This is a genomic window from Paenarthrobacter sp. DKR-5 (assembly GCF_018531425.1).
GTDB lineage: Bacteria > Actinomycetota > Actinomycetes > Actinomycetales > Micrococcaceae > DKR-5.
Map to the genome: position 1 here is coordinate 368605 of NZ_JAHBOI010000002.1, position 22780 is coordinate 391384.

Sequence of the window (22780 nt, forward strand, 5' to 3'; positions counted from 1 at the left end):
TGTCAGCCGTAGATGGTCTCCTCGTCGTCGAACTCCTTGGAGATCCGCCGGGCGAGGAAGAGACCTTCGAGGGCAAGTTCGATGGCGGCGGCCCGCTGGCCGTCGTTGGTGGCGCCGATCCGGTCGCTGATTTCGTCGTAGAAGCCGGACCCGCCCAGGGACGGGAGGTTCTCGAGGAATTCCCGCGCGGTGACCTGCTCCCCCGTGGTCACGGTCGTGTGGCCGTCCAGCGCCGCGACCAGCGGGCCGAAGTCCAGGCCGCGGTAGTGCTCCCGCACCGCTTCGGCCGTAGCCGTGCGCAGGAGGTGGTCCAGCACGGCCTGCTCGCGGCCCTCCTCGCCGGATTCGAATTCGAGCTTGCCGGTGAGTACGTCCACCGCCGTCTCCAGGTCCACGATTCGGGCGACGGCGTGTTCCTCGCCGCGCACGGTGGCCCGGCGCAGTGCCGCCGCCGCGACGGTTTCCGCGCCGGCGATCGCGAACCGGGCCGAGACGCCGGAGCTCTGGTTGATGGCCGGGGACTGCCGCAGGGCACGGGTGTAGCGGGCCAGGATCTCGAGCAGGACCGCCGGCACGTCCGCGACCAGCTGCCCCTCCTGTCGGATGACGGCGACCTCGTCCTCGAGCTCGATCGGGTAGTGGGTGCGGATCTCGGCGCCGAAGCGGTCCTTCAGCGGCGTGATGATGCGGCCGCGGTTGGTGTAGTCCTCGGGGTTGGCGGAGGCGACGACGAGCACGTCCAGCGGCAGCCGCAGCACGTAGCCGCGGATCTGGATGTCCCGCTCCTCCATCACGTTGAGCATCGCGACCTGGATGCGCTCGGCGAGGTCCGGCAGCTCGTTGATGGCGATGATGCCGCGGTTCGAGCGCGGGACCAGGCCATAGTGGATCGTTTCCGGGTCGCCGAGCCGGCGGCCCTCGGCAACGCGCATCGGGTCCACGTCGCCGATCAGGTCAGCAACCGAGGTGTCCGGGGTGGCGAGCTTTTCCACGTACCGCTCCGAGCGGTGCCGCCACGCGACCCGCAGCCGGTCCCCCTCGGCGAGCGCCCGGGCCCGGGACTGCTCGGTGATCGGCTCGTAGGGGTGCTCGTTCAGCTCCGACCCCTCGATCACCGGGGACCACTCGTCCAGCAGCCCCGCCAGCGTCCGGAGCAGGCGCGTCTTGCCCTGTCCGCGCTCGCCCAGCAGGACGACGTCGTGCCCGGCGAGCAGTGCGCGTTCGAGCTGCGGCAGGACGGTCCGGCTGAACCCGAACATGCCGGGCCACGGGTCGCGGCCCGCCGCAAGCGCGGCGAGCAGGTTGTCGCGGATCTCGCGGCGCAGGTCCTTGTGGACGTGGCCAGCGGCGCGCAGTTCGCCAACGGTGAAGATATCGGGTCGATCACTCACTCTTCCACCGTAGTCCTCGGACCTGCAGGAAATCGAGCATAGGCTTGATGCTGATGAGTGAAACGACATCGCCGACTCCGGCGCCTCCCGGCACCCTGCTCCTCCTGGTTCGCCACGGGGAGACGCCCACCACCGGCCAGGTGCTGCCCGGCCGCGCCCCGGGCCTGCACCTCTCCGACCGGGGCCGCTCCCAGGCCGAACGCGTGGCTGAGCGCCTCACCGGTTTGTCGATCGACGGGCTCTACTCCTCGCCGCTGGAGCGCACCCGCGAGACAGCGGAACCCACGGCCGCCAGCACCGGGCTGAGCGTGACCGCGCACGACGGCCTGCTCGAATGCGACTTCGGTGAGTGGACCGGTGCCGCGCTCACCGAGCTGTACGGCCTGCCGGAGTGGCAGACGGTGCAGCGCACCCCCTCGGCCTTCCGTTTCCCCAACGGCGAGAGCTTCACCGAGATGCAGGAGCGGATCGTCGGAGCGCTGGAGGAATTGTGCGCCGCCCACACCGGCGGCGTCGTCGTCTGCTTCTCGCACGCGGATCCGATTAAGGCAGCCGTCGCCCACGCCCTCGGTTCGCATCTGGACCAGTTCCAGCGCATCATGATCAGCCCCGGCTCCGTCTCCGCCATCGCCTATGTGGAGGGCCGGGAACCCGCCGTGCTGACCGTCAACTCCACTCTGGACTCCCTGAGCGGGCTCAAAGCATCATGAAAAGGCACGCACGGTGTCCCGGCGGGAACTGACCCTGCTTACGGAAGGCCAAGTCGAGCTGGTCGGCCGTTTCCTGCGCGGCAGCAACGCCACCTTCCTCGCCGAAGTCAGCTGCGGCGAGGACACGGCTTGGGCCGTCTACAAACCCGAAGCCGGCGAACGGCCCCTGCACGACTTTCCGCCCGGGCTCCACCGGCGCGAGCGCGCCGCCTACCTGCTCAGCGAGCACCTCGGATGGGGCCTCGTGCCGCCCACCATCATCCGCGAGGACGCCCCGCTCGGAGTTGGCTCGCTGCAGTGGTTCGTCGAATGCGACGAGGACGAGCACTACTTCACCCTCTACGCGGACGCGCCCGAGACCCACCACGACCTGGTCCGGATCGCTTTGTTCGACTGCGTCGCCAACAACACCGACCGCAAAAGCGGCCACGTCCTGCGCGGCGACGACGGCCGGATCTGGGGCATCGACCACGGGCTCTGCTTCGCCGCATCCTTCAAACTGCGCACCGTCATCTGGGACTTCGCCGGCGACGACATTCCCGAGGCGCTTCTGGAGGACATCGCGCCACTGGCCGAGGCCGTGCCTGACGAGCTGGCGGAATTGCTCGACAATGACGAAGTCCTTGCGTTGCAGCGCCGGGTCCAGCGGCTGCTCCGGGAGGGCGCGCTGCCGGTGGACCGCACTGGCATGCGGTACCCGTGGCCGCTGGTGTGAGTGGTCACTCCCAGACGTACCGGCTACCGCTCCGTGGTAGCACTGCGAGCGCCGTCTGTGGGGGAGAATCATTTAGAGCCAGGGCCAGACAATGTGGCGTGTCATAGCCCTAGGCCTCGGGCTTTGCCCCAAACAGAAAACGCCGTGCGTGGCTGCGCGCTAACGACAAATTTGACGATCGGCGATTCACGCCTTCGGCCCTGCTGCGAGAAGCTCGACACAAAACCCGTTGCGTCGGGACGATTCGATTCGATTCGTTTTGTCTTGATATGCAAAGGTTCCCGCTTCAGGTGAAGCCTTGAAGGTTACTCATGAATCATGCTCGACTGGATTAACGTTTCCACTGTTTCATCAGCCGAGTTGATAAACTTATCTTTCCAAGCGACATCGGCGATGAGGAGCCGCTTGGCCACATCCGGGAAGAAGCTCCTGTAAAAATTCTCGATCGTTCGTTTCTCCTGGTCACTCATCGAGGCAGTGATATCGAGGATATCGGTTGTCTCGTTGACGGGACGGAAGTCGAAATGAATTTCTCGGCCCTTCGTCATCAGGTAGAGACGGGACACAAATTGACGTCCACGCATTCTTACGTCGGTGGTCACAGGAAAGGCTGTAAGTACAGGAGGCGTACTTGCTACGTCGAAGTCACGCACGAGTCGAAGGATCTCGTCCACCTTCTCATGGATACCTCGATCGGGAATACCAGGCTTTTGCGCACTATTCCGAACTTTAACTAACTCTTCTTCAAGCTTTGGCCACTCACGGTCGATGCGATCATTAACGACATCTTCCCTGATCTTCGGTCCAAGTTCATTTAGCGACTTCATCAGCGACTTAAACTCACTGACAGTCGCCATCTTCATCTGAAAGTTTTTGAAGGGCCCATCAACGTCATTTTTGTCGTCAAAATCTAAGAGCAGTACCCCGAGCCGTTTGCGGCGGTCCGTGACTTGGCGTGACAACGCTCCAGCCTCATAGTTGAGCCACTGCTCCTTCTGATTTTCCTTCGTTACACAAATTATGCCAAAGTCTGTATCAGTGAGCTGTTCCTCGATCATGGTCAGCCATTGCTCGCCAGCAGGAATCTCCGGACTGTAGAAGGTCTCAACCGTGTCGAACAAGCGCTCCATGGCGCTATTCAGCGCGCCGCCGAAGTCACAGGAGTTCTTCGACCAGCTAATAAAAACCTTCAAAATTCCCCCAATGGTGTGTGAGCGCCAGTCAGATTATCAGCCGATCAACCCGTGGATTCAAGTCCGGACATGCCTGCAGCGTCCCCTTGACTGCATCCCTCCGCGAACGGCGTGGCTGGTGGGCTCCGCGAACCCGAAGCGGGCTGCAGGGAGCCACGATCTCACCGCGGACCTTTGGCGCCGCGCTCGGGGTTCCTCACTCCACCCCCGCGCCCCAAAGCGCCTTTCGCAGCAACTCCTTCAACGTCCCCACTTCCCTCTCCTCCAGCGCCTCCAGCGCCAGGACCTCTGCCCGCTGCGCCGCCTGCCGGGCACCGTCGAACACCCGGGCGCCTTCCGCCGTTGCGGTGACAATCTTCGCGCGGCGGTCCTGCCGCCCGGGCTCACGCGTGACCAGTCCGCGGTTCTCGAGTTCGTCCACCAGGGTGACGATCTGGCTGGGGTCGAGGCTCAGGAATTCGGCGATCTCCCTTTGGGTCGGCTCGAGCCCGCTGTTGGCGAGGGCGAGCACGGAGTAGGAACGCTCCTTGAGGTCGAACTCGGCGAGTGCGCTGTTGTTCAGCACGGAGCCCGCCGCGTGCAGCTTGGCCAGCAGGAACCCGACGTCCCGGCTGATGGAGGACGCGATGAGTTTGTGCGCCTGCTCGGCACTTCGCAGTTCTGGTGTTCCGACGGTCATGGCGCTCCGGTCATCCTCAAAATAAATCGTTGACATTTTCAACTATACGTATTTTCATGAATGCAGAACAGCATCCCACGCCGGACGGCAGGATGCACGCGGTCAGCTAGCAAAGGAGCAGCATGAGCCTGTCAGGAAAAGTCGCCATCGTCACCGGAAGCGGCCGGGGCCTCGGCCTGGCCTACGCCCGGGAGCTCGCCCGGCAGGGAGCGGCCGTCGTCGTGAACGACGTGGACGCCGAGGTCGCGGCGGAAGCGGTCCGCAGGATTGAGGCCGACGGCAGCCGGGCAATCGCCGTCGTCGCGCCGGTCGGCAGCACCGAAGTGGCCCGTCAGCTCGTGAACGCGGCCGTCACCGAATTCGGCGGCCTGGACATCCTGGTCACCAACGCGGGCATCCTGCGGGACAAGTCCCTGCTGAAGATGACGGACGAGGACTTCGACGCCGTGATCAACGTGCACCTGCGCGGCACTTTCACCTGTGCCCGCGAGGCCTTCGCCTACTTCAAGGAGCACGGCGTCGCGGGCCGCATCATCACCATCGGCTCCCCCACCGGCCAGCGCGGCAACTTCGGCCAGACCAACTACGCGGCCGCGAAGGCAGGGATCGTGGGCATGGTCCGCACCTGGGCCCTGGAGATGAAGAAGGCCGGCGTCACCGCCAACGCCGTCATCCCGGTAGCCGCCACCGCGATGACCAAGACGGTCCCCTACTTCCAAAAGGCCGTCGAGGCGGACGAGCGCGGCGAGGCCATGCCGGCCTTCTTCCGGCACGACCTCGGCTTCGGCACCGCCGACGACGTCGCCGGGCTGGTCGCGTTCCTCGCCTCCGACGCAGCGGCGAACATCACCGGCCAGGCCATCGGCGCCGGCGGGGACCGCCTGCAGGTCTGGACCCACCCCGAGACAGCTGCCACGGAATACCGCGAGGGCGGCTGGCACTACCAGGACCTCGTGGACAACTTCGGCAAGCTGTTCGGTGACAAGCTCCAGAGCCTCGGCGAAGAGTTCCTGCCGCTGCCCGAAGACCTCAAACCCGAGCCGGCTGAGGCACGCTGAAATGGCCTCCGAACGTTACGAACTGGGCGTCGACGCGGCCAAGCTCGACGCCATCGACATGCACGTCCACCTTGAAGTAGACGGCCACGGCCATGAGTCCCTGCCGCAGGCCCTGACGGAGGCCTCCGCCAAGTACTTCAAGGCCGAGGACCGGACGCCGTCGCTGGACCGCATCGCCGAGATCTACCGCGGGCTGAACATGGCCGCCGTCGTCTTCACCGTCGACGCACGGACCCAGCTCAACCACGAGCCCAACAGCATCCCCGAGCTCATTGCGGGGGCAGCCCGGCACAATGACGTGCTTATCCCCTTCGGCAGCGTGGATCCGCGCACCGGCGCCGAGGCCATCCAGGGCGCCAAGCACCAGGCCGTGGACCTCGGAGCCCGCGGGTTCAAGTTCCACCCGAGCTTGCAGGGCTTCGACCCGTCCAGCGAGCAGTTCTATCCTCTGTGGGGCACCCTGCAGGAACTCGGGCTGCCGGTCATCTTCCACACCGGGCAGAACGGCATGGGCGCCGGGCTTCCCGGCGGCTACGGCATCAAGCTCGCCTATTCCAACCCGCTGCTGCTGGACGCGGTCGCGGCGGACTTCCCCGAGCTGCAGATCATCATGGCGCACCCCTCCGTGCCGTGGCAGGACGAGGCCAACTCCATCGCCACGCACAAGTCCAACGTGTTCATCGACCTCTCCGGCTGGTCCCCCAAGTACTTCCCGGAGTCCCTGGTCCGGATGTCCAACTCGGTGCTGCAGGACAAGGTGCTCTTCGGCACCGATTTCCCGCTGATCACGCCGCAGAAATGGCTGGGCGCTTTCACTGACCTGCCGCTCAAGAACGAGGTGCGGCCCAAGATCCTCAAGGGCAACGCCGTCCGCCTGCTCGGGCTGGAGGGTTGAGATGACCGCAACAGCCGAGCGGACCAGGCTCTACAGCGTCTGCGACTATTACGACGCCGAGTCCCTTCTCACCGACGACGAACGCCGCATCCTCGGCACGCTCCGCAGCTTCCTGGACGAGAAGGCGCGCCCGCTGCTGGCTGAGTACTGGGAGAGGGGCGAGTTCCCCGACGAGCTCGCGCAGCCCCTGATCGACCTGGACCTGATGGAACCGGCGGCGCTGGCCTCGGGCCAGGCTAGGGTCGACAGCGGCGACGGCACCGGCCAGGCCCGCGGCATCTACCAGGGCTTCCGTATTTTCGAACTCGCCCGCACCGACGCGTCGCTGGCCACCTGGTACACCTCCCAGGCAGGACTGTTCCGCACGGCCATCCGGGTCGGCGCCTCCGCCGAGCAGCAGAAGGAGTGGATGCCGAAGGTCATCGACTTCTCACTCAAGGGCGTCTTCTCACTCACCGAACCGGGGTCCGGGTCCGACATCGCCGGCGGCCTGTCCACCACCGCCCGCCGGGACGGTGACGGCTGGATCCTCGACGGCGCGAAGCGCTGGATCGGCGGCGCCGTCAGCGCGGACGTGCTCGCCGTCTTCGCCCGCGATACGGCCGACGGGCAGGTGAAGGCATTCCTGGTGGACCGTCGGGCGGAGGGTGTGACGCTGGAGAAGATCCAGCACAAGACGTCCCTGCGGATGATGCAGAACGCCCACATCACCCTGACGGGGGTGCACGTACCGGAGTCCATGCGGCTGCACAACGTGAACTCCTTCCGGGACGTGGCCGCGATGCTGCGCGCCATGCGCTCGGACGTAGCCTGGATCGCCACCGGGCTCCAGGCCGGCGCCTTCGAGGCGGCCCTGCGCTACGTCACCGAACGCCAGCAGTTCGGCCGTCCCGTGGGCTCCTTCCAGCTCGTCCAGGAGAAGCTGGCCCGGATGCTCGGCAACGTCACCTCGGCGCTGTCCCTGGTGGTGCGGCTCACCGAGCAGCAGGCCAAGGGCATCTACCGGGACCAGGATTCCGCCCTGGCCAAGATGCAGACCTCCCTGCTGATGCGCGAGACGGTGGCCCTGGCCCGCGAGGTGGTGGGCGGCAACGGCATCACGCTGGAGACCGACGTCGCCCGCTTCCACGCCGACGCCGAAGCCGTCTACTCCTACGAGGGCACCCACGAAATCAACGCGCTCATCGTGGGCCGCGCCCTGACCGGCGAAAGCGCCTTCACCCGCTGACGCCGCACCCTTAGCTTTCCGAACACCCACCCCCTACCAGGAGGCAAAGATGCCTAACCTCGTTGTCGACTTCGACAAGCTGCTCACCCTCGCCGGCACCGACCTCGGCGTCACCGAGTACCGCGAAATCACCCAGGAACAGATCAACAAGTTCGCCGACGCCACCGGCGACGACCAGTGGATCCATGTGGACCCGGAGCGCGCCAAGGAGGGCCCGTTCGGTGCCACGATCGCCCACGGCTTCCTCACCCTCTCGCTCGTCATCCCCTTCTGGGGCGAGCTGTTCGACGTCGAGGGCGTCACCACCAAAATCAACTACGGCCTGGACAAGGTCCGCTTCACCTCCCCCGTGAAGGTGGGCTCGCGGATCCGCATGCAGGCTGCCATCGCCGAGGTCACCGAGGTCATGGGCGGCGCCCAGATCAAGGTCGTCTGCACCATCGAAATCGAAGGACAGGAACGCCCCGCCGTCGTGGCCGAATTCCTCGCCCGCTTCCTCAAGTAACTCCCCCAACAACCCTGCTCTTTTACTCCTCCTAAGGAACAGCCATGTCCGGAACCACCCAGCTTGAAGCCCTGGGCACCACGGAGCGTCGCAAAGAAGCGCGCACCGTCATCGCCTCCAGCTACTTGGGCAGCACCATTGAGTACTACGACTTCCTGCTCTACGCCACGGCCGCCGCCGTCGTCTTCCCCAAGGTCTTCTTCAGCGGGATGGACGACTGGGTCGGTGTCGTGGCCGCCTACGGCACCTTCGCCGCCGGCTACCTGGCACGCCCCATCGGCGGCGTCATCTTCGGCCATTTCGGGGACCGGATGGGCCGCAAGGGCATGCTGATCATCTCCATGCTGGTCATGGGCATCGCCTCCACGCTGATCGGCGCGGTCCCGGACGCCTCCGTGGCCGGCCCCTGGGGTGCCGTCCTGCTGGTGGTCCTGCGCGCACTGCAGGGCATCGCCGTCGGCGGCGAGTGGGGCGGCGCCGCGCTGATGGCGCTGGAGCACTCCGAATCCGGCAAACGCGGCTTCGCGGCCTCCTTTGTGAACGCGGGCGCTCCGACCGGCGCCGTCCTCGGCACGCTCATCATGGGGGCATTCTCGGCGCTCCCCAACAGCCAGTTCCTCAGCTGGGGCTGGCGCGTGCCGTTCCTGCTCTCCTTCGTCCTGCTCGGCGTGGGGATGTTCGTCCGCCTGAAGGTCTCGGAGAGCCCGATCTTCAAGGCAGCGATCGAGCAGGAGAAGGCGGAACGTGCGGCGGCGGAACGGCAAGGCGCCGGACGGCCGGCCATGCCGGTGCTGCAGGTGCTCCGGCGCCCGCGGACCCTGATCTTCACCATGTTCGCCGGCGCGGCCGGATTCGCCCTCCAGGTGGTCCTCGCCACCTTCTCCGTCACCTACGCGGTCTCCAGGGGAGCTGACCGCCAGGGGGTGCTGTACGCGTTCGCGGGGGCGTCGCTTGTCTCCATCGTGTTCGTCATCCTCGGCGGCCGGCTTTCGGACAGGCTGGGGCGGCGTCCGGTGATGATCGGCGCCCTGGTGCTGTTCATCCTCTACCTCACCCCCATGTTCGCGATGCTCGGCTCCAACAACATCGCCCTGGTCTTCGTCGCCTTCACGGTCGGCCTGATGATCCACTCCACCCTCTTCGGGCCCCTGGCCGCCTTCGTCTCGGAGCAGTTCGGCACCACCTCCCGCTACACCGGCGCCTCGCTGGGCTACCAGCTGGCGACCCTGCTTGGCGCCGGCTTCACCCCGGGCATCGTCGCCCAGATCTTCAAGGATTCGGGCCAGAACACCGCCTCCGTGGTCACCTACCTCGCAGTCATGTCCGTGGTGTCCATCGTGTTCATCCTGCTGACGCGGGAACCGAAGAACAACGACCTGCTGACAGTGGAGTCCTGACCCCATGGAGAACTTCGGCATCGGCTCCTGGCTGCAGCGCCGCAGGCCCAAGTCCGGCAGCAAAACGGCACTCATCAGCGGTGACCAGGAAGTCAGCTACGAGCAGCTGGCGGACCGGAGCGCGCGCCTGGCCAGCGCCCTCCGGGACCGCGGCGTGGCCAAGGGCGACAGGGTGTCCTACCTCGGGGACAACCACCCGTCGTTCCTGGAGACGCTCTTTGCCTGCGGGCAGCTGGGGGCCATCTTCGTGCCGCTGAACACGCGGCTCGCTCCCCCGGAGATCCAGTTCCAGCTCCAGGACTGCGAAGCGAAGGTGCTCATCCATGCGCAGAGCGTCGGCGAGCTGGCGGTCCGCGGGGCCGCCGCCACGCCCGTCGCGCGCCGCATCGCCGTCGACGACGCCGGACCCGGTGCAGCGGCAGCCGAGGGACAGCGACCTGCCGCCACGGAGGACTTCGAGGCCGTGCTGGCCTCCGGAAGCGCCGACCCTGTGGACGAAGCGGTGGGGCTCGACGACGGCGCCATGATCCTCTACACCTCCGGCACGACCGGGCGGCCGAAGGGGGCGCTGCTGACCCACGGCAACATCACGTGGAACTGCATCAACGTCATCGTGGACTTCGACTTCTCCTCCGCGGACGTGGCGCTGATGATCTCGCCGATGTTCCATGTCGCCTCCCTGGATATGGGCGTGCTGCCCACCCTGCTCAAGGGCGGGACGGTGGTGCTGGAGCCGCGGTTCGAGCCGGGCCGCGCGCTCGAACTCATCCAGCGGCACCGGGCGACGACCATCAGCGGAGTGCCCACCACCTTCCAGATGCTCGCGGAGCACCCCGCGTGGCCCACCACGGACATCAGTTCGCTGAACAAGCTCACCTGCGGCGGCTCGGCGGTGCCCATGCGGGTACTGGAGGCGTACGAGGCGCGCGGGCTGCGGTTCTCCAACGGCTACGGCATGACCGAGACCGCCCCGGGCGCCACCACCCTGCCCGCCGCAAGGTCGCGGGACAAGGCCGGGTCCTCCGGGCTGCCGCACTTCTTCACCGACGTGCGGATCGCCGACCTCGACGGGGGCACCGCAGCACCCGGCACCGTCAGTGAAATCCAGATCAAGGGACCGAACGTCATTCCGGGCTACTGGAACCGGCCGGACGCCACCGCGGGCTCCTACGCGGAGGGCGGCTGGTTCAAGTCCGGGGACATGGGCTACAAGGACGACGACGGGTTCGTCTTCGTCTCGGACCGGATCAAGGACATGATCATCTCCGGCGGCGAGAACATCTACCCGGCGGAGGTCGAGCAGGCCATCACCGAACTCGAGGCCGTCGGCAGCGTCGCCGTCATCGGCGTGCCGGACGAAAAGTGGGGCGAAGTGCCGCGCGCGGTGGTGGTGCTGCGGGACGGCATGCACGTCACCGAGGAGGACATCAGGACCCACCTCGCCGGCCGGCTCGCCCGCTACAAGATCCCGAAGTCCGTGGTGTTCGTGGACGAAATGCCGAGGACCGCCAGCGGCAAGATCCGCAAATCGGACCTGCGCCAGGAGGCGGGCCGGCGGTCCTGAGGCGCGGTGCCGGCTGTTCGTCACGGGCAGCCGGCACCTGCGCGCCCGGTAACTGCTTCTGGCCGGGGCCTGCGTTCGTTGCTAGCGTGACGGCATGAGCCCCTCGAAGACCCCGGCCGAAGTCCTCGACGTTGACGGGACCGAGGTGCGCATCTCGAGTCCGGACAAAATCGTCTTCCCCGAGCCCGGGCTCACCAAGCTGGACCTTGTGCGCTACTACCTCGCCGTCGCGGACGGTGCGCTGCGTGGCGCAGGCGGCCGGCCGATGGTCCTCAAGCGCTTCCCGAAGGGCATTGACGCCGAGCCGTTCTTTCAGAAGCGCGTGCCGGAGAACCACCCCGGGTTCATCGAGACCGCCACGCTGCATTACGCCTCGGGGACCTCGGCCGAGGAGGCAGTCATCCGGAACGCGGCGGGCCTGGCCTGGGTGGTGAACCTCGGCTGCCTGGACCTCAACCCGCACCCGGTGCGCGCCGAGGACCTCGAGCACCCCGACGAACTCCGGGTGGACCTCGATCCGATGCCGGGCGTCGACTGGTCGCAGATCGTCGACGTCGCCTACGTCGCGCGGGAGGTGCTCGACGACGTCGGCCTGGTGGGGTGGCCGAAGACGAGCGGGTCGCGGGGGCTCCACATCCTGGTGCGCATCGCGCCGCAGTGGTCCTACCGCGACGTTCGGCTCGCCGCCGAGACGCTCGCCCGCGAGGTCGAGAACCGCGCTCCGGGTCTCGCGACGGCGCGGTGGTGGAAGGAGGAGCGCGGCGAGAGCGTGTTCGTGGACTTCAACCAGAACGCGAAGGACCGCACCGTCGCCTCGGCGTACTCGATCAGGGCCGTGCCCGACGCCCGCGTCTCGACGCCGCTCACCTGGGACGAAGTCCGTTCCACCCGGCCGGAGCAGTTCACTGTGCCCACGGTGCTTGAACGCTTCGCAGCCATCGGCGACCCGCACGGCGGGATTGACGACGCCGTCGGGAAACTCGACGGCCTCCTCGCTCTCACCGAAGAGCTCGGCCCGGCGGAAAAGCCGCCCCGCGGTGGCACCGACGGCCGCCGACAGTCGGTCATGCCGCTCATCGAGGTGGCCCGCACCAAGACCAAGCCGGAGGCTCTCGCGGCACTTGAGGAGTGGAAGAAGCGGCACGCTGACGTCGTCCCGGCCCTGAGCCCCGCCGATGTCCTCGTGGACGGGATGCGCGGATCGAGTTCGCTCTGGTACCGGGTTCGGGTGAACCTGCAGCACGTTCCCGAAGCGGAGCGGCCGCCGCAGGAGGAGCTCGTTGCCGACTACGACCCGTGGGCCGGCAGGTTTGCAGGAAGGGAATGACCATGGCGACTTTCCAGGAACTCCACTACACCGGGTACCCCCTGGTGCTACCCAATGCCTGGGACGTTGGATCGGGTCTGGCGTTTGCGGAAGCGGGATTCCCTGCCGTCGGCACCACGAGCTTCGGCATTTCAGCAAGCGCGGGGATGCCCGACGGCGGCGGGTACAGCAAGGCGGCCACCGCCGCTCTGTTGCCGCAGCTGTGCCGCCTCCCCGTCCACGTCACGGCAGACATCGAGGACGGTTACTCCGACGATTCCGCCGAGGTCGCGGACTACGTCGCCCAGCTGGCGGCCATCGGCGTAGCCGGGGTCAATCTGGAGGACAGCAAGGACGGGCACCTCGTCGATCCGTCAGTTCTCGCGGCCAAGATTGCCGCCGTCAAGCGCCGCTGCCCGGAGGTGTTCATCAACGCGCGGGTGGACAACATCTGGTTCAAAGAGCAGGCCACCGTCGAGGCCGTCCTGCACCGAGCCGGAGTCTACGCCGACGCAGGGGCTGACGGGACATTTGTCCCCGGACTGGTGGATCCTTCGGACATCAGGACCATCGCCGCGGGCACTGCGCTGCCGGTCAACGTACTGGCACATCCGTCGCTGACCGTCGCCGAACTGGGCGAGCTGGGGGTCCGGCGGGTAAGTTCCGGCTCCCTGCCGTACCGGGCGTCGGTCGACGCCGCGGTGAACGTAGTCAGTGCCCTGCGCGAGGGCAAACAGACGCCTGCCGCCACCTCGTACTGGGAGATGCAATCGCGCCTCGAGGCATTCAGGGATTCCAGCAACGCTTGAGCGACGACGCCGACGCCGACGGCAACGAAGCGTCGACGCCGTCACCAGCCACCGCGCGTTGGCGTGTGTCCCTTCCGCGCGTCGTCGGGCATGGCCATTTCGGCGCGCAGGCCCAGGAGCCGGACCGGGCGGCCCGGCTCGATTCCGGCTGCAAGGCCCAGCACCTGTTCGAGGATCTCGCCGCGGTCGAATGTCTCGGGTATCTTCCTCGCGTGTGTCTTGGTGAGGAACGGCGCGTACCGAACCTTGAGAGTGAGCCCAACCACGGGCCGCCCTTCGGCCACAACGTCCTCAAGCACACGCGCTGTCAGCTCCCGCACGGCGTCGTCCAGCTGGGCCGGCTCGGTCAGGTCGCGCTGGAAGGTGGTTTCCCGGCTGTGCCCGCGGGCAACCCACGGGGTATCGTCCACAACGCTGGCGCCCTCCCCTCGTCCAAGCTCCGCGTACCAAGGGCCCATCCTGGGGCCGAACTCCGGGACCAGCTCCTGGGGGTCGGCTGCCGCAAGCTCGGCCACTGTGCGAATGCCGAGTTTGGCAAGCCGGGCGGACACCTTGACTCCGACGCCCCACAGGTCCTTGGTGGGCCGTCCGCCCATGACATCGAGCCAGTTCCCGGCAGTAAGGCGAAAGACGCCGGCCGGCTTCCCGAAGCCGGTCGCGACCTTGGCACGGACGAGGGTGTCGCCGATCCCCACGCTGCAATGAAGGTGCGTCCGCTCCAGGACGGCGGCCTGGAGCTGCCGGGCGTAGGCTTCGGGACTCTCCGTCTCGACGCCGACAAAGGCCTCATCCCAACCCAGCACCTGCACGGTGGCACCGGGCTGCGCCCGCAGGGTGGCCATCACTGTTTCAGACGCCGCGAGGTAAGCCTCCTGATCGACGGGCAGGATGACGGCGTCGGGCACTTTCCGTGCCGCAATGCGCAAGGGCATCCCGGAGCCGACGCCGAATGCCCTGGCTTCATAGGATGCGGTGGACACCACCGCTCGTTCCGCCGGGTCGCCCCGACCGCCGATGATGATCGGCTTGCCCGCAAGCTCGGGGCGCCGCAGCACCTCGACCGCCGCGATGAACTGGTCGAGATCGACGTGCAGCACCCACCGGCTTCCGCTCACGACACCAGTCTGCCCCAAAAAAAGGGGCCCAAGGGCTCCCCTGCTGCGCCTCAGTGTTGGCGGCAACCTGCCGGCGCACCGGAGCCTCCTGCACGCGACACGGTAACCGGATTGTTGACAGTGACCCAGATCATATGTACCTTCCCTCAGGGGGATAAAAACATACTTAATTCGTCCTATAGGAAATAGGAGTAGTCATGACCAATGTGGCTCATGCAGCCTCGCAGGTCGGGAGGAAGCGCTGGACGCGCCTGATACCGGTCGCGATCATCGTTTACATCATCTCGTTCATGGATAGAACCAACATCGGGTTCGCCCTGAACGGACTGCACAAGGATCTCGGCATCGACGCGGCCCAGCAAGGCCTCGCCGCCGGCATCTTCTTCATCGGATACCTGACGCTCCAGATTCCGGGCGGCTACCTGGCCGAGCGTTGGAGCGCCAAGAAGTTCGTCGGCATCATGGTGCTGGTGTGGGGCGTTCTCGCGGTGCTTTCCGGGTTCGTGCAGAACTTCGAGCAGCTGCTCATCGTTCGTTTCTTCCTCGGGGTCGCCGAAGCCGGCATCTGGCCGGCAATCCTGGTACTCATCAGCCACTGGTTCCCCGAGGCGGAACGCGCCCGCGCCTACGCCTTCTGGATGATGAACATCGCCATCGCCTCCATCATCACCGCACCCCTCTCGGGCTGGATCCTCTCCTTCTCCGACTGGCGCTGGCTCTTCATCATCGAGGGCATCTTCCCGTTCGTCATCGCCGCGCCCATCTGGTGGCTGTTCGTCGCCGACCACCCCCGCACCGCCAAGTGGTGCTCGCCGGAGGAGCGCGCCTACATCGAGGAAGGTCTCGCCGCCGACCGCGCCGCGCACCCGGCGAAGGAGCACGTCAGCATCAAGCACGTGTTCTCCAACTCCGTCGTGTGGCGTTTGACGCTCGTCTACTTCCTGATCCAGATCGGGTTCTATGGCCTGAACATCTGGCTTCCGAAGGTCGTGAAGACCATCACCGGCGGATCACCCCTGGAGGTCGGATTCGTTACAGCCATCCCCTACATCCTGGCGATGGTCGGTCTTTGGTACAACGCCAAGGCAGCCGACAAAACCGGCCGCTACTCCAGGCACGTACTGCTCTCCATGGCCATCGGCGCCGTCGCCCTGGTCATCTCGGTGGCAACCGGAAACTCGATGCCCATCATCGCCGTGGTCTTCATCAGCATCGCCATGGCAGGTGCGCTGGCCTACGACGGTCCCTTCTGGGCTTCCGCGTCCCGCGCCATGCCCGTCGCGGTCGCAGGCACTGCCATGGGACTGATCAACGCGGTCGGCAACCTCGGCGGCTTCGTCGGACCCTACGTCGGCGGCTTCCTGCAGGACCTCACCAACGGAAGCTTCATGGCAATGTCCGTCTTCCTGGCGGCCTGCCTGCTTGCAGCGGGCCTGGTCATGCTCACCCTCCGGCGCGGCGGGGACCGGCCGGTCACGGAAGCAGCGGAACCGGAAGTGGCGCAGCCCCGGCCGACGCACTAACCGGAATTGCCTCCAATCCCGTAAAGGACTGAAGGGATCAGACCGCGAAAAGCCGCGGACTGGTCCCTTCAGGCTCTTTCGAAGGCGCGGTTGGTAGGGTCTGGGTGTGCTTAACACCTTTCAGGCAGCCGTCCTCGGCCTCATCCAGGGCATCACCGAACTCTTCCCGATCTCCAGTCTTGGCCACAGCGTCATCCTTCCCCGACTTTTCGGATGGAACCTGGACCAGAACGCGCCGGCGTTCCTGACCTTCCTCATCGCCACCCACCTCGCCACCGCCCTGGTCCTGTTCCTCTTCTTCCTCAAGGACTGGATCGAAATCTTCAAAGGGTTGGGCAGGTCGATCCGCGACCGCAAAATCGCCCCCTCGGACACCTACGCCAAGCTCGGCTGGCTGCTCATCATCGGTACCGTCCCGGCCGGAATCCTGGGCCTGCTTCTCGAAAAGCCGATCCGGGCCCTGTTCGCCTCCCCCCTGCTGGCCGCCGGCATGCTCATCGTCAACGGCCTGATCCTCCTCGCCGCCGAACGCCTGCGCTCCCGACAGGCACGCCTGCACGCGCGGCGGGTGGCCGAGGGAGGATCACCGGACGCGCAGATCGCTGAGCTTTCCTTCAAGCAGGCCGTCGGTGTCGGGACCGCCCAGGCCGCCGCACTCATCCCCGGCATCTCACGGTCCGGTTCCTCCATGGTCGGAGGCCTGCTCTCCGGGCTGAACAACGAAAGCGCGGCCCGCTTCAGCTTCCTGCTGGCCACACCCGTGATCGGAGCCGCGGCCGCACTGAAACTTCCCGAACTGCTCAGCTCCTCGATGGCGGCCGAGCGCGGCAGCTTCCTCGTGGGCGCGGTCTGCTCCGCGGTCGCGGCATGGTTCTCGACCAAGTTCCTGCTGCGCTTCTTCGAAACACGGACCCTCACCCCCTTCGCCGTTTACTGCGTCATCGGAGGGGTCCTCTACACCGTCCTCATGCTCCTCGGGATCTAGAACCCCCAGGTGCGCCCGCGGCCCTAGCGAAGGCCTGGCGAGTCTTATTTCCCTTACCTATTGACGGTTTCATTAATTCGTCAAGTAGGATGGTCGATGGGTAGGTGTGCAGCAGCGTTGCACCTGCCCACTCCCATATGCAGGGTTGGCAGGTGCGTCAGCGCAACGCTGCGGAACTACAGATCCCGCTGCTGCGGGTTGGGCCACGGGTACAGGGACGGGTCAGCACCAACATGCATTCGTCCCTCCTGATCCACCCGGAAGTCGGTGTCCGCGTGGGTCCCGGCCGCATGTGCGACGGCGGCAAGGATGAGCATGATGTTCCTGGGGTCCATCCCGGGGAGCACCTCGCTCAACTGCACGGGTCCCCCCTCCCCCAACGAGGATGCGATACGAAGGAATCCTTGTTCGCCCTCCGTCAGGGATGAAATACCAGCGGGGATGGACGCAAAATCCACTACATAGCGGCCCATTCGGTCCCGCATGATCCACCCCCGGGACGTATCGGCGAAACGCCCCCCAAACCCGCGCAACAGCAGCTCAGTCGCTGCCTCCAGCGGATAATCGCCCGCCGACCAGGTCCTCAGTTGATTCTGTACCTGCATCAGCAAACCCCGCTCCACGGCTTATCCCCTTCGACAATTCTAGCCCTGCACCGCTCGAATGAGCCCGCGAGAAGCGGACCCTCGCGCGGGAAGCCGCCGATGGGGGCAACCGGCTGAGCGGAGCATTGCCGTCGTCGGCCCTTTGTTCTATAACTTATAGATCAAGAGCGGGAGACATGTTGTAGATGATCCTCAACATCGATCTGGCCAGCGCGGTGCCGATCTACCAGCAGCTTCGGGACCAGGTCGTGGAAGCAATCGCTGACGGCGAGCTTGCCGAGGGCAGCTCGCTGCCGCCCATCAGGACGCTCGCCGCCGATTTCGGCATCAACTTCCATACCGTCAACAAGGCGTATGACCTCCTGCGCAAGGAGGGTCTGATCCGGCTCAACCGGAAAACCGGAGCCGTGGTCGCCGCCTCCGCCGCGGACCCGCCGTTCGCGGCCGATTGGACGGCGAGGGCCCGGACCTTGCTGGCCGAGGCGGTGGCCAGAGGACTGTCGGCCGACGAAGTGCTCGCTACCTGCCGGTCCGTGCTCGATTCCTTCGCCAGCACACACCGGGAGGACACGCCATGACCCTTGCTATCGTTCTGAGTTCTGCATTGCTGGCGCTGGTGCTTGTGCTCGCCCTGGTGCTGCCTTCGATCAACAGTCCCACCGTGCCCTTCGGTGTCCGGGTACCGGCCACTCATGCCGACGATCCGGCGGTGGCCAAACAAACCCGTATCTACCGCCGGCGGGTACTCATCAGCGGGATCCTCGCTGCCGCGCTCGGCGTCGCCCTGTACGGTGTGACCGGCGAGACGCTGCTGCTTCCGCTCTCGGTCCTGGTGCTTGTCGGTGTCTGGTACGGCTGCTTCTTCCTGGCCAACCACGAGATCCGCACCGCGAAGGCCGCCGGAGGTTGGTACGAGGGCCTGCACCAGGGGATCGCGGTGGACACCGGGCTGCGCACCGACCCGCCGCGGTTTCCCTGGCTCTGGCTGTTGCCGGCGGTGATTCTCACGGCCGCCACCGTGGTCATCGGCGTGCTCAGCTACCCCTCAATGCCCGGGATCCTCACCGTGAACCACGGCGCGAAGGGCACAGCCGACCGGTTTGCCGTCAAATCAGTCAGCACGGCCTTCTCCCTGGTGTTCGTGCAGCTCGGCGTCACCGGGTTACTCGCAGGAATCGCGGCAGCCATCGTCCACGGCCGCCCCGACCTCGACCCGGCCCGGCCGGCAGCCTCCGCACGCTGGCACCGCCGCTACACGTCGCTGAGCGCGAAGGCCCTGCTCGGGCTGGCTGCGATGATCGACCTGGGGATGCTGGGCTCATCCGCGCTGATGTGGACCGGAACCACCACGCCCTGGGCGCCGCTGGTCATCGTGCTCCCGGTCCTGACCGCGGTTGCTGTCGCCGTCGTGGTCCTGGCCAGGAACAACCGTGAGCAGGACGAGGGCGAACACGACACCGGCCTGACCCACCGCGACGACGACAGGTACTGGCGCGGCGGCCTGTTCTACGCCAACCGCGAAGACCATGCACTGCTGGTCCCGCGCCGCTTCGGCTTGGGCTGGACGCTCAACTTCGCCAATCCGAGGGCCGCGATGCTCCTGGCCGGCATCGTCGCGCTCGTCGGCTTGCTCCTCACCCTCCGCTTCGAGCGCTGAGCCCTCCAAGCAGCCCGCTGTGCCGCATAATAAGGGCGAGCACTTGCCCACCGGCGTCTATCGCCGTCGCCACCGTAGTTCAGGAGCCCCGTGTCACGCTTTCTCCAGCAGGCGGATCGCCCGCGGCCGCGCTGTGCGTTCGACGGCGCTGACGCTTGCTTCGCCGGCACGGCGCCATGCCCGGCCATGCAGCCGATGCCGGTCGCCCTGTGAGCGAGGACAGCCCGGAGCCCACCACCCCCGCACCCCGCGGCGGGGGCACCGGCCGAAGAATTGCCATGAGCCTCGCAGGCGCCGCTGTACTGGGTACCGCCATCTATTTCGGGTACCCGCTGATCGACGGGCTCACGGCCCACCCCCAGTCCGCCGTGCGGACCCCCACGCGCTGGGGTCAGCCCGCAGCGACCGCCCGGGCGCCACAGGCGGGGCCCGCGCCCTCTCCGCAGTCGGCCATCCATGCGCACGATGCTGTTCCCTCCCCCGCCTCAGTTCCGCGCGGCGGCGCCTTCCCGACACCCGGATACGGGGAAGCACCCGCACCCCTTGGTCGCCCCGAGGCACTCTCCGCCCGCAGCGCCTCCTACAAGTTCCTGCTGAGCAGCCCCACCCAACGGTTCGTGGCCTATGACCCGTGCCGCCCGGTGCATTACGTGGTCCGGGCTGCCAATGAGCCAGCTGACGGGCCGGCACTGCTGCAGGCAGCGTTCGCCAGGCTCTCGCGGGCCACGGGGCTGCGGTTCATCGACGACGGGTCCACCATCGAAGGGCCCTCCAAGCAGCGGCAGATGTTTCAAAAGGCCCGCTACGGGGACAGGTGGGCTCCCGTCCTGATCACGTGGGACACCATCCGGGAAGAACCGAGCTTCAAAACGACGACTACGCCCACGGCTTACGGGTACAGCGAGCACACCGTCCTCGGGCTCACCGGCAGCTCGGACGCCGCAGCCAACGGCCACCCGTGGGTGTATGTCACCGGGCAAATGAAACTGAACGCCGCCGGCCTGACGGCCCAGGAAGCCCGGCAAGGTCCGGCCGCCGTCCAAGCCGTCATCGAACACGAACTCGGGCACCTGGTGGGTCTGGACCACACCACCGACCCCGCACAGCTCATGTACCCCGAATCCGGAGCGGGTCGGCTCGCCTACAACACCGGCGACCTCACGGGCCTGGCTCAACTCGGCCAGGGCCCCTGCGAACCGGACCTCTAAGCACTGCGCCCCGCGGTATACAGGCTGCAAGCCGGCCCGTATCGGTGAGCTTCCGCTGCGCCGGTGTCCCTCTGACCAGGTGTTCGGGCAGGTGTGGTCTCCTCGGCGCCGGCCTCGGCTTCCGCGGCCCCGATGGGGATCTGCGGGGCGGGCGCTAAACGGCACGTCGAGATCCTTCTAAACGACTTACCCCGGCCGGTGAGCTGACTGCGAAGCCAAACTACCTGAGTATTTTGCTTGACGGTTAATTAACTGTTTGGTTAAATAAAGCCATGAGAACACCCCGGAGAGTCCTATGACGGCAGCACTGGGTGAACGGCTCGACGCGACGTTCGCCGCACTTGCCGATCCGACCCGCCGGGCGATTCTGGCCCGGCTCGCCGTCGGGGATGCGACTGTCAATGAGTTGGCCGAGCCGTTCGCGCTGAGCCTGCCGGGCATTTCCAGGCATCTGAAGGTGCTCGAACGCTCGGGACTGATTAGCCGCCACCGCCGGGCACAGTTTCGCCCGTGCCATCTGGAGAGACAGGCCCTCGACGTCGCCGCCGACTGGATCGAGGAGAACCGCCGCCTGTGGTCGGAACGCTTCGACAAACTCGACGACCACCTCCGCGCCCTGCAAGCACCCTTGAACGGAGATCACCATGATTGAGCAGGTCCTGCGCTTTACCCGAGTCTTCAACGCGCCGCGGCAACTTGTCTTCAGCTGCATGATCGAGCCGGAGCATCTAGCCCAATTCTGGGGCCCCATCGGAGTCAGCACACCACTGGACACCATCACCGTCGACGCCCGAGCCGGCGGAGCCTTCACGACCGTCATGGTCAACGACGCCGACGGCAGCACCTACCCCACGAGCGCTCGTTACCTTGAGGTGAGGGCGCCGGAGCGATTGTCCTGGATCGAAGACCATTCAGGGATGACCGTGACCATCACCTTCATCGAACTCGGCGACGGCCGCACCCGGGTCGACATCGAACAGACCAACGTGCCGGCGCCGATGATGGATCCCGGCGCGCAAGCCGGATTCCTCACGTCCCTCGATCGGTTCTCCGCCCACCTGGCCGAACTGACAGGTGCAGGTCGATGACCGATCTGATGCCGACCATCGTCGCTGGGCGGAGGGCTTTCACTGACGTACTCGCCGCCCTCTCCGAGCAGGACTGGAACGCCCCCTCGCTATGCGCCGGATGGCGGGCGCGTGAGGTCGTCGCACACATGATCATGCCCCTGCGCTTTTCCGCGCCGCGGTTCGCAGGCGAGATGATCCGTTCGCGGGGCAGCTTCGCGCGGATGGCCGACCGGGTCGCCCGCCGAGACGCCCTGGCTCCGACCGGCGCGCTCCTCGACGCATGGCGCACCCACGAGAGCACACGGTGGAAGCCGCCGGGTGGCGGCCTCGAAGGTGCGCTCACCCACGACACCGTCCACGGTCTGGACATCACCATTCCGTTAGGCATTGAGCATCCGGTCAGTGAGCCCGCCCTGCGTATCGTCCTACATCATGCCACCGGCCCGTTGAGCCTGAAGCACTTCGGAGTGGACCTCACAGACGTCCGGCTCGAGGCCGACGACCTGGACTGGTCATTCGGGCACGGCCAACCGCTCCGCGGCCCTGCACGACATCTGCTCATGGTCCTTATGGATCGCAGGCTGCCCGCCGCCGCCCTCCAAGGCCCGGCTGCCGCCCGGTTCACAGTCTACTGACCCGTATCCTTCCGATCCCCGACGGGAACCGGCTGGCCGAACTGCACGGCGTCATCTTCGCCACGGTGCGTCCTCTCCCCCTCCTGCTTCGGAGCGGCTGGGACGTCGGGTCCGGACTGGCCTTCGCATCAGCGGGACTTCCTGCCGTCGGCACCACCAGGTTCGGCATTCCTTGCGGGCAAGATTGCCTCCCTGAAACGTGGCAGTCAGAGGTGTTCGTCAACGCCCGCGGCGATATTCGGGCTGCAGGCCGGGCGTGCGCGGCGGTGAGTTTAGGGATCAGCGACTGAAGCAACTACGATTGATGCCCGATGGTAGCTCTTGACGAATCGCCCGATCAGAGGCGGTCCGAATCCCCGCGTGGGCCGGTCTTTGTTGATGCCTCAGGTCGGCGCCTGCGGCGGGTCAAACTTATCGGCCTCGGGGCCCTCGGGCTCGTGGCTGGATATGTCATCCTCTTGCTGGTGGCATTCCTCGGCGGCTCCAATGTGGCCGCGCCTTTCCTACCGCTGCCCGGCGCTCCGGCGGCCCG

At 66.5% G+C, this 22780-nt stretch carries 23 protein-coding genes; 18 read left to right on the forward strand and 5 right to left on the reverse strand.

The features are described 5' to 3' along the window. Nucleotides 1-2 precede the first annotated feature (2 nt). A complete protein-coding gene (locus KIH31_RS05105) occupies nt 3-1391 on the reverse strand; it encodes a sigma 54-interacting transcriptional regulator (protein ID WP_214425995.1) in 1389 nt (462 codons plus the stop codon). Between the two features lie 47 nt (nt 1392-1438). Here KIH31_RS05105 and KIH31_RS05110 point away from each other — a divergent pair, with 47 nt between their 5' ends. Together KIH31_RS05110 and KIH31_RS05115 are read left to right on the forward strand one after the other, a co-directional pair. Beyond that, the gene (locus KIH31_RS05110) at nt 1439-2101 is read left to right on the forward strand and encodes an MSMEG_4193 family putative phosphomutase (protein ID WP_374224847.1); all 663 of its coding nucleotides are present in this window, start codon (nt 1439-1441) and stop codon (nt 2099-2101) included. 13 nt (nt 2102-2114) lie between these two features. Further along, nucleotides 2115-2816, forward strand: coding sequence for an SCO1664 family protein (locus KIH31_RS05115; protein WP_214425997.1), 702 nt, complete (start codon nt 2115-2117; stop codon nt 2814-2816). A 305-nt stretch (nt 2817-3121) separates the two neighbouring features. Here KIH31_RS05115 and KIH31_RS05120 read toward each other — a convergent pair whose 3' ends face one another. Together KIH31_RS05120 and KIH31_RS05125 are read right to left on the reverse strand one after the other, a co-directional pair. Continuing rightward, nucleotides 3122-4009 carry a TIR domain-containing protein gene (locus KIH31_RS05120; protein WP_214425998.1) on the reverse strand — a complete coding sequence of 296 codons (888 nt, stop codon included), beginning with the start codon at nt 4007-4009 and terminating at the stop codon, nt 3122-3124. 196 nt (nt 4010-4205) lie between these two features. After that, nucleotides 4206-4688, reverse strand: a complete 483-nt coding sequence (locus KIH31_RS05125; protein ID WP_214426248.1) for a MarR family winged helix-turn-helix transcriptional regulator — start codon at nt 4686-4688, stop codon at nt 4206-4208. A 122-nt stretch (nt 4689-4810) separates the two neighbouring features. On the opposite strand from KIH31_RS05125, the gene KIH31_RS05130 reads away from it, so the two are divergent. From KIH31_RS05130 to KIH31_RS05165, 8 genes are all read left to right on the forward strand, one after another. Further along, a complete protein-coding gene (locus tag KIH31_RS05130) occupies nt 4811-5746 on the forward strand; it encodes an SDR family NAD(P)-dependent oxidoreductase (protein ID WP_214425999.1) in 936 nt (311 codons plus the stop codon). Between the two features lies 1 nt (nt 5747). After that, nucleotides 5748-6641 carry an amidohydrolase family protein gene (locus tag KIH31_RS05135; protein WP_214426000.1) on the forward strand — a complete coding sequence of 298 codons (894 nt, stop codon included), beginning with the start codon at nt 5748-5750 and terminating at the stop codon, nt 6639-6641. A 1-nt stretch (nt 6642) separates the two neighbouring features. Continuing rightward, nucleotides 6643-7869 (forward strand): acyl-CoA dehydrogenase family protein, encoded by a 1227-nt coding sequence (locus KIH31_RS05140; RefSeq protein ID WP_214426001.1) that lies wholly within the window; start codon nt 6643-6645, stop codon nt 7867-7869. Between the two features lie 49 nt (nt 7870-7918). Beyond that, entirely contained in the window at nt 7919-8374 is a 456-nt protein-coding gene (locus KIH31_RS05145; protein WP_214426002.1) for a MaoC family dehydratase, read from the forward strand. A gap of 44 nt (nt 8375-8418) precedes the next feature. Next, the gene (locus tag KIH31_RS05150; RefSeq protein ID WP_214426003.1) at nt 8419-9771 is read left to right on the forward strand and encodes an MFS transporter; all 1353 of its coding nucleotides are present in this window, start codon (nt 8419-8421) and stop codon (nt 9769-9771) included. Between the two features lie 4 nt (nt 9772-9775). Continuing rightward, complete coding sequence (locus KIH31_RS05155; protein ID WP_214426004.1) at nt 9776-11335, forward strand: long-chain fatty acid--CoA ligase; 1560 nt, start codon at nt 9776-9778, stop codon at nt 11333-11335. A gap of 94 nt (nt 11336-11429) precedes the next feature. Then, nucleotides 11430-12662, forward strand: coding sequence for a non-homologous end-joining DNA ligase (gene ligD, locus KIH31_RS05160; RefSeq protein WP_214426005.1), 1233 nt, complete (start codon nt 11430-11432; stop codon nt 12660-12662). Beyond that, nucleotides 12659-13450, forward strand: coding sequence for an isocitrate lyase/phosphoenolpyruvate mutase family protein (locus tag KIH31_RS05165; RefSeq protein ID WP_250545488.1), 792 nt, complete (start codon nt 12659-12661; stop codon nt 13448-13450). The genes ligD and KIH31_RS05165 overlap by 4 nt, the downstream gene beginning before the upstream one ends. 41 nt (nt 13451-13491) lie before the next feature. On the opposite strand, the gene KIH31_RS05170 is transcribed toward KIH31_RS05165, so the two are convergent. Continuing rightward, nucleotides 13492-14547, reverse strand: coding sequence for a DNA polymerase IV (locus KIH31_RS05170; RefSeq protein WP_214426250.1), 1056 nt, complete (start codon nt 14545-14547; stop codon nt 13492-13494). A gap of 215 nt (nt 14548-14762) precedes the next feature. On the opposite strand from KIH31_RS05170, the gene KIH31_RS05175 reads away from it, so the two are divergent. Next, nucleotides 14763-16088 (forward strand): MFS transporter, encoded by a 1326-nt coding sequence (locus KIH31_RS05175; protein WP_214426006.1) that lies wholly within the window; start codon nt 14763-14765, stop codon nt 16086-16088. Between the two features lie 106 nt (nt 16089-16194). Continuing rightward, nucleotides 16195-17073, forward strand: a complete 879-nt coding sequence (locus tag KIH31_RS05180; protein WP_214426007.1) for an undecaprenyl-diphosphate phosphatase — start codon at nt 16195-16197, stop codon at nt 17071-17073. A gap of 176 nt (nt 17074-17249) precedes the next feature. Here KIH31_RS05180 and KIH31_RS05185 read toward each other — a convergent pair whose 3' ends face one another. Further along, complete coding sequence (locus KIH31_RS05185; RefSeq protein ID WP_214426008.1) at nt 17250-17435, reverse strand: hypothetical protein; 186 nt, start codon at nt 17433-17435, stop codon at nt 17250-17252. Between the two features lie 428 nt (nt 17436-17863). Here KIH31_RS05185 and KIH31_RS05190 point away from each other — a divergent pair, with 428 nt between their 5' ends. The 6 genes from KIH31_RS05190 (at nt 17864) to KIH31_RS05215 (ending at nt 22248) form a co-directional block, all read left to right on the forward strand. Further along, nucleotides 17864-18256, forward strand: a complete 393-nt coding sequence (locus KIH31_RS05190; protein ID WP_214426009.1) for a GntR family transcriptional regulator — start codon at nt 17864-17866, stop codon at nt 18254-18256. Then, nucleotides 18253-19335: a DUF1648 domain-containing protein gene (locus tag KIH31_RS05195; protein ID WP_214426010.1), complete on the forward strand. Its 1083-nt coding sequence runs from the start codon at nt 18253-18255 to the stop codon at nt 19333-19335. Before KIH31_RS05190 ends, KIH31_RS05195 begins: the two co-directional genes overlap by 4 nt. A gap of 278 nt (nt 19336-19613) precedes the next feature. Beyond that, nucleotides 19614-20543 carry a matrixin family metalloprotease gene (locus tag KIH31_RS05200; protein WP_214426011.1) on the forward strand — a complete coding sequence of 310 codons (930 nt, stop codon included), beginning with the start codon at nt 19614-19616 and terminating at the stop codon, nt 20541-20543. A 295-nt stretch (nt 20544-20838) separates the two neighbouring features. Beyond that, on the forward strand, nt 20839-21195 hold the full coding sequence (locus KIH31_RS05205; RefSeq protein WP_214426012.1) for a helix-turn-helix transcriptional regulator: 357 nt from the start codon (nt 20839-20841) through the stop codon (nt 21193-21195). Beyond that, nucleotides 21188-21631, forward strand: coding sequence for an SRPBCC domain-containing protein (locus KIH31_RS05210; protein ID WP_214426013.1), 444 nt, complete (start codon nt 21188-21190; stop codon nt 21629-21631). The genes KIH31_RS05205 and KIH31_RS05210 overlap by 8 nt, the downstream gene beginning before the upstream one ends. After that, nucleotides 21628-22248: a maleylpyruvate isomerase family mycothiol-dependent enzyme gene (locus KIH31_RS05215; RefSeq protein WP_214426014.1), complete on the forward strand. Its 621-nt coding sequence runs from the start codon at nt 21628-21630 to the stop codon at nt 22246-22248. The genes KIH31_RS05210 and KIH31_RS05215 overlap by 4 nt, the downstream gene beginning before the upstream one ends. Nucleotides 22249-22780: the final 532 nt, after the last annotated feature.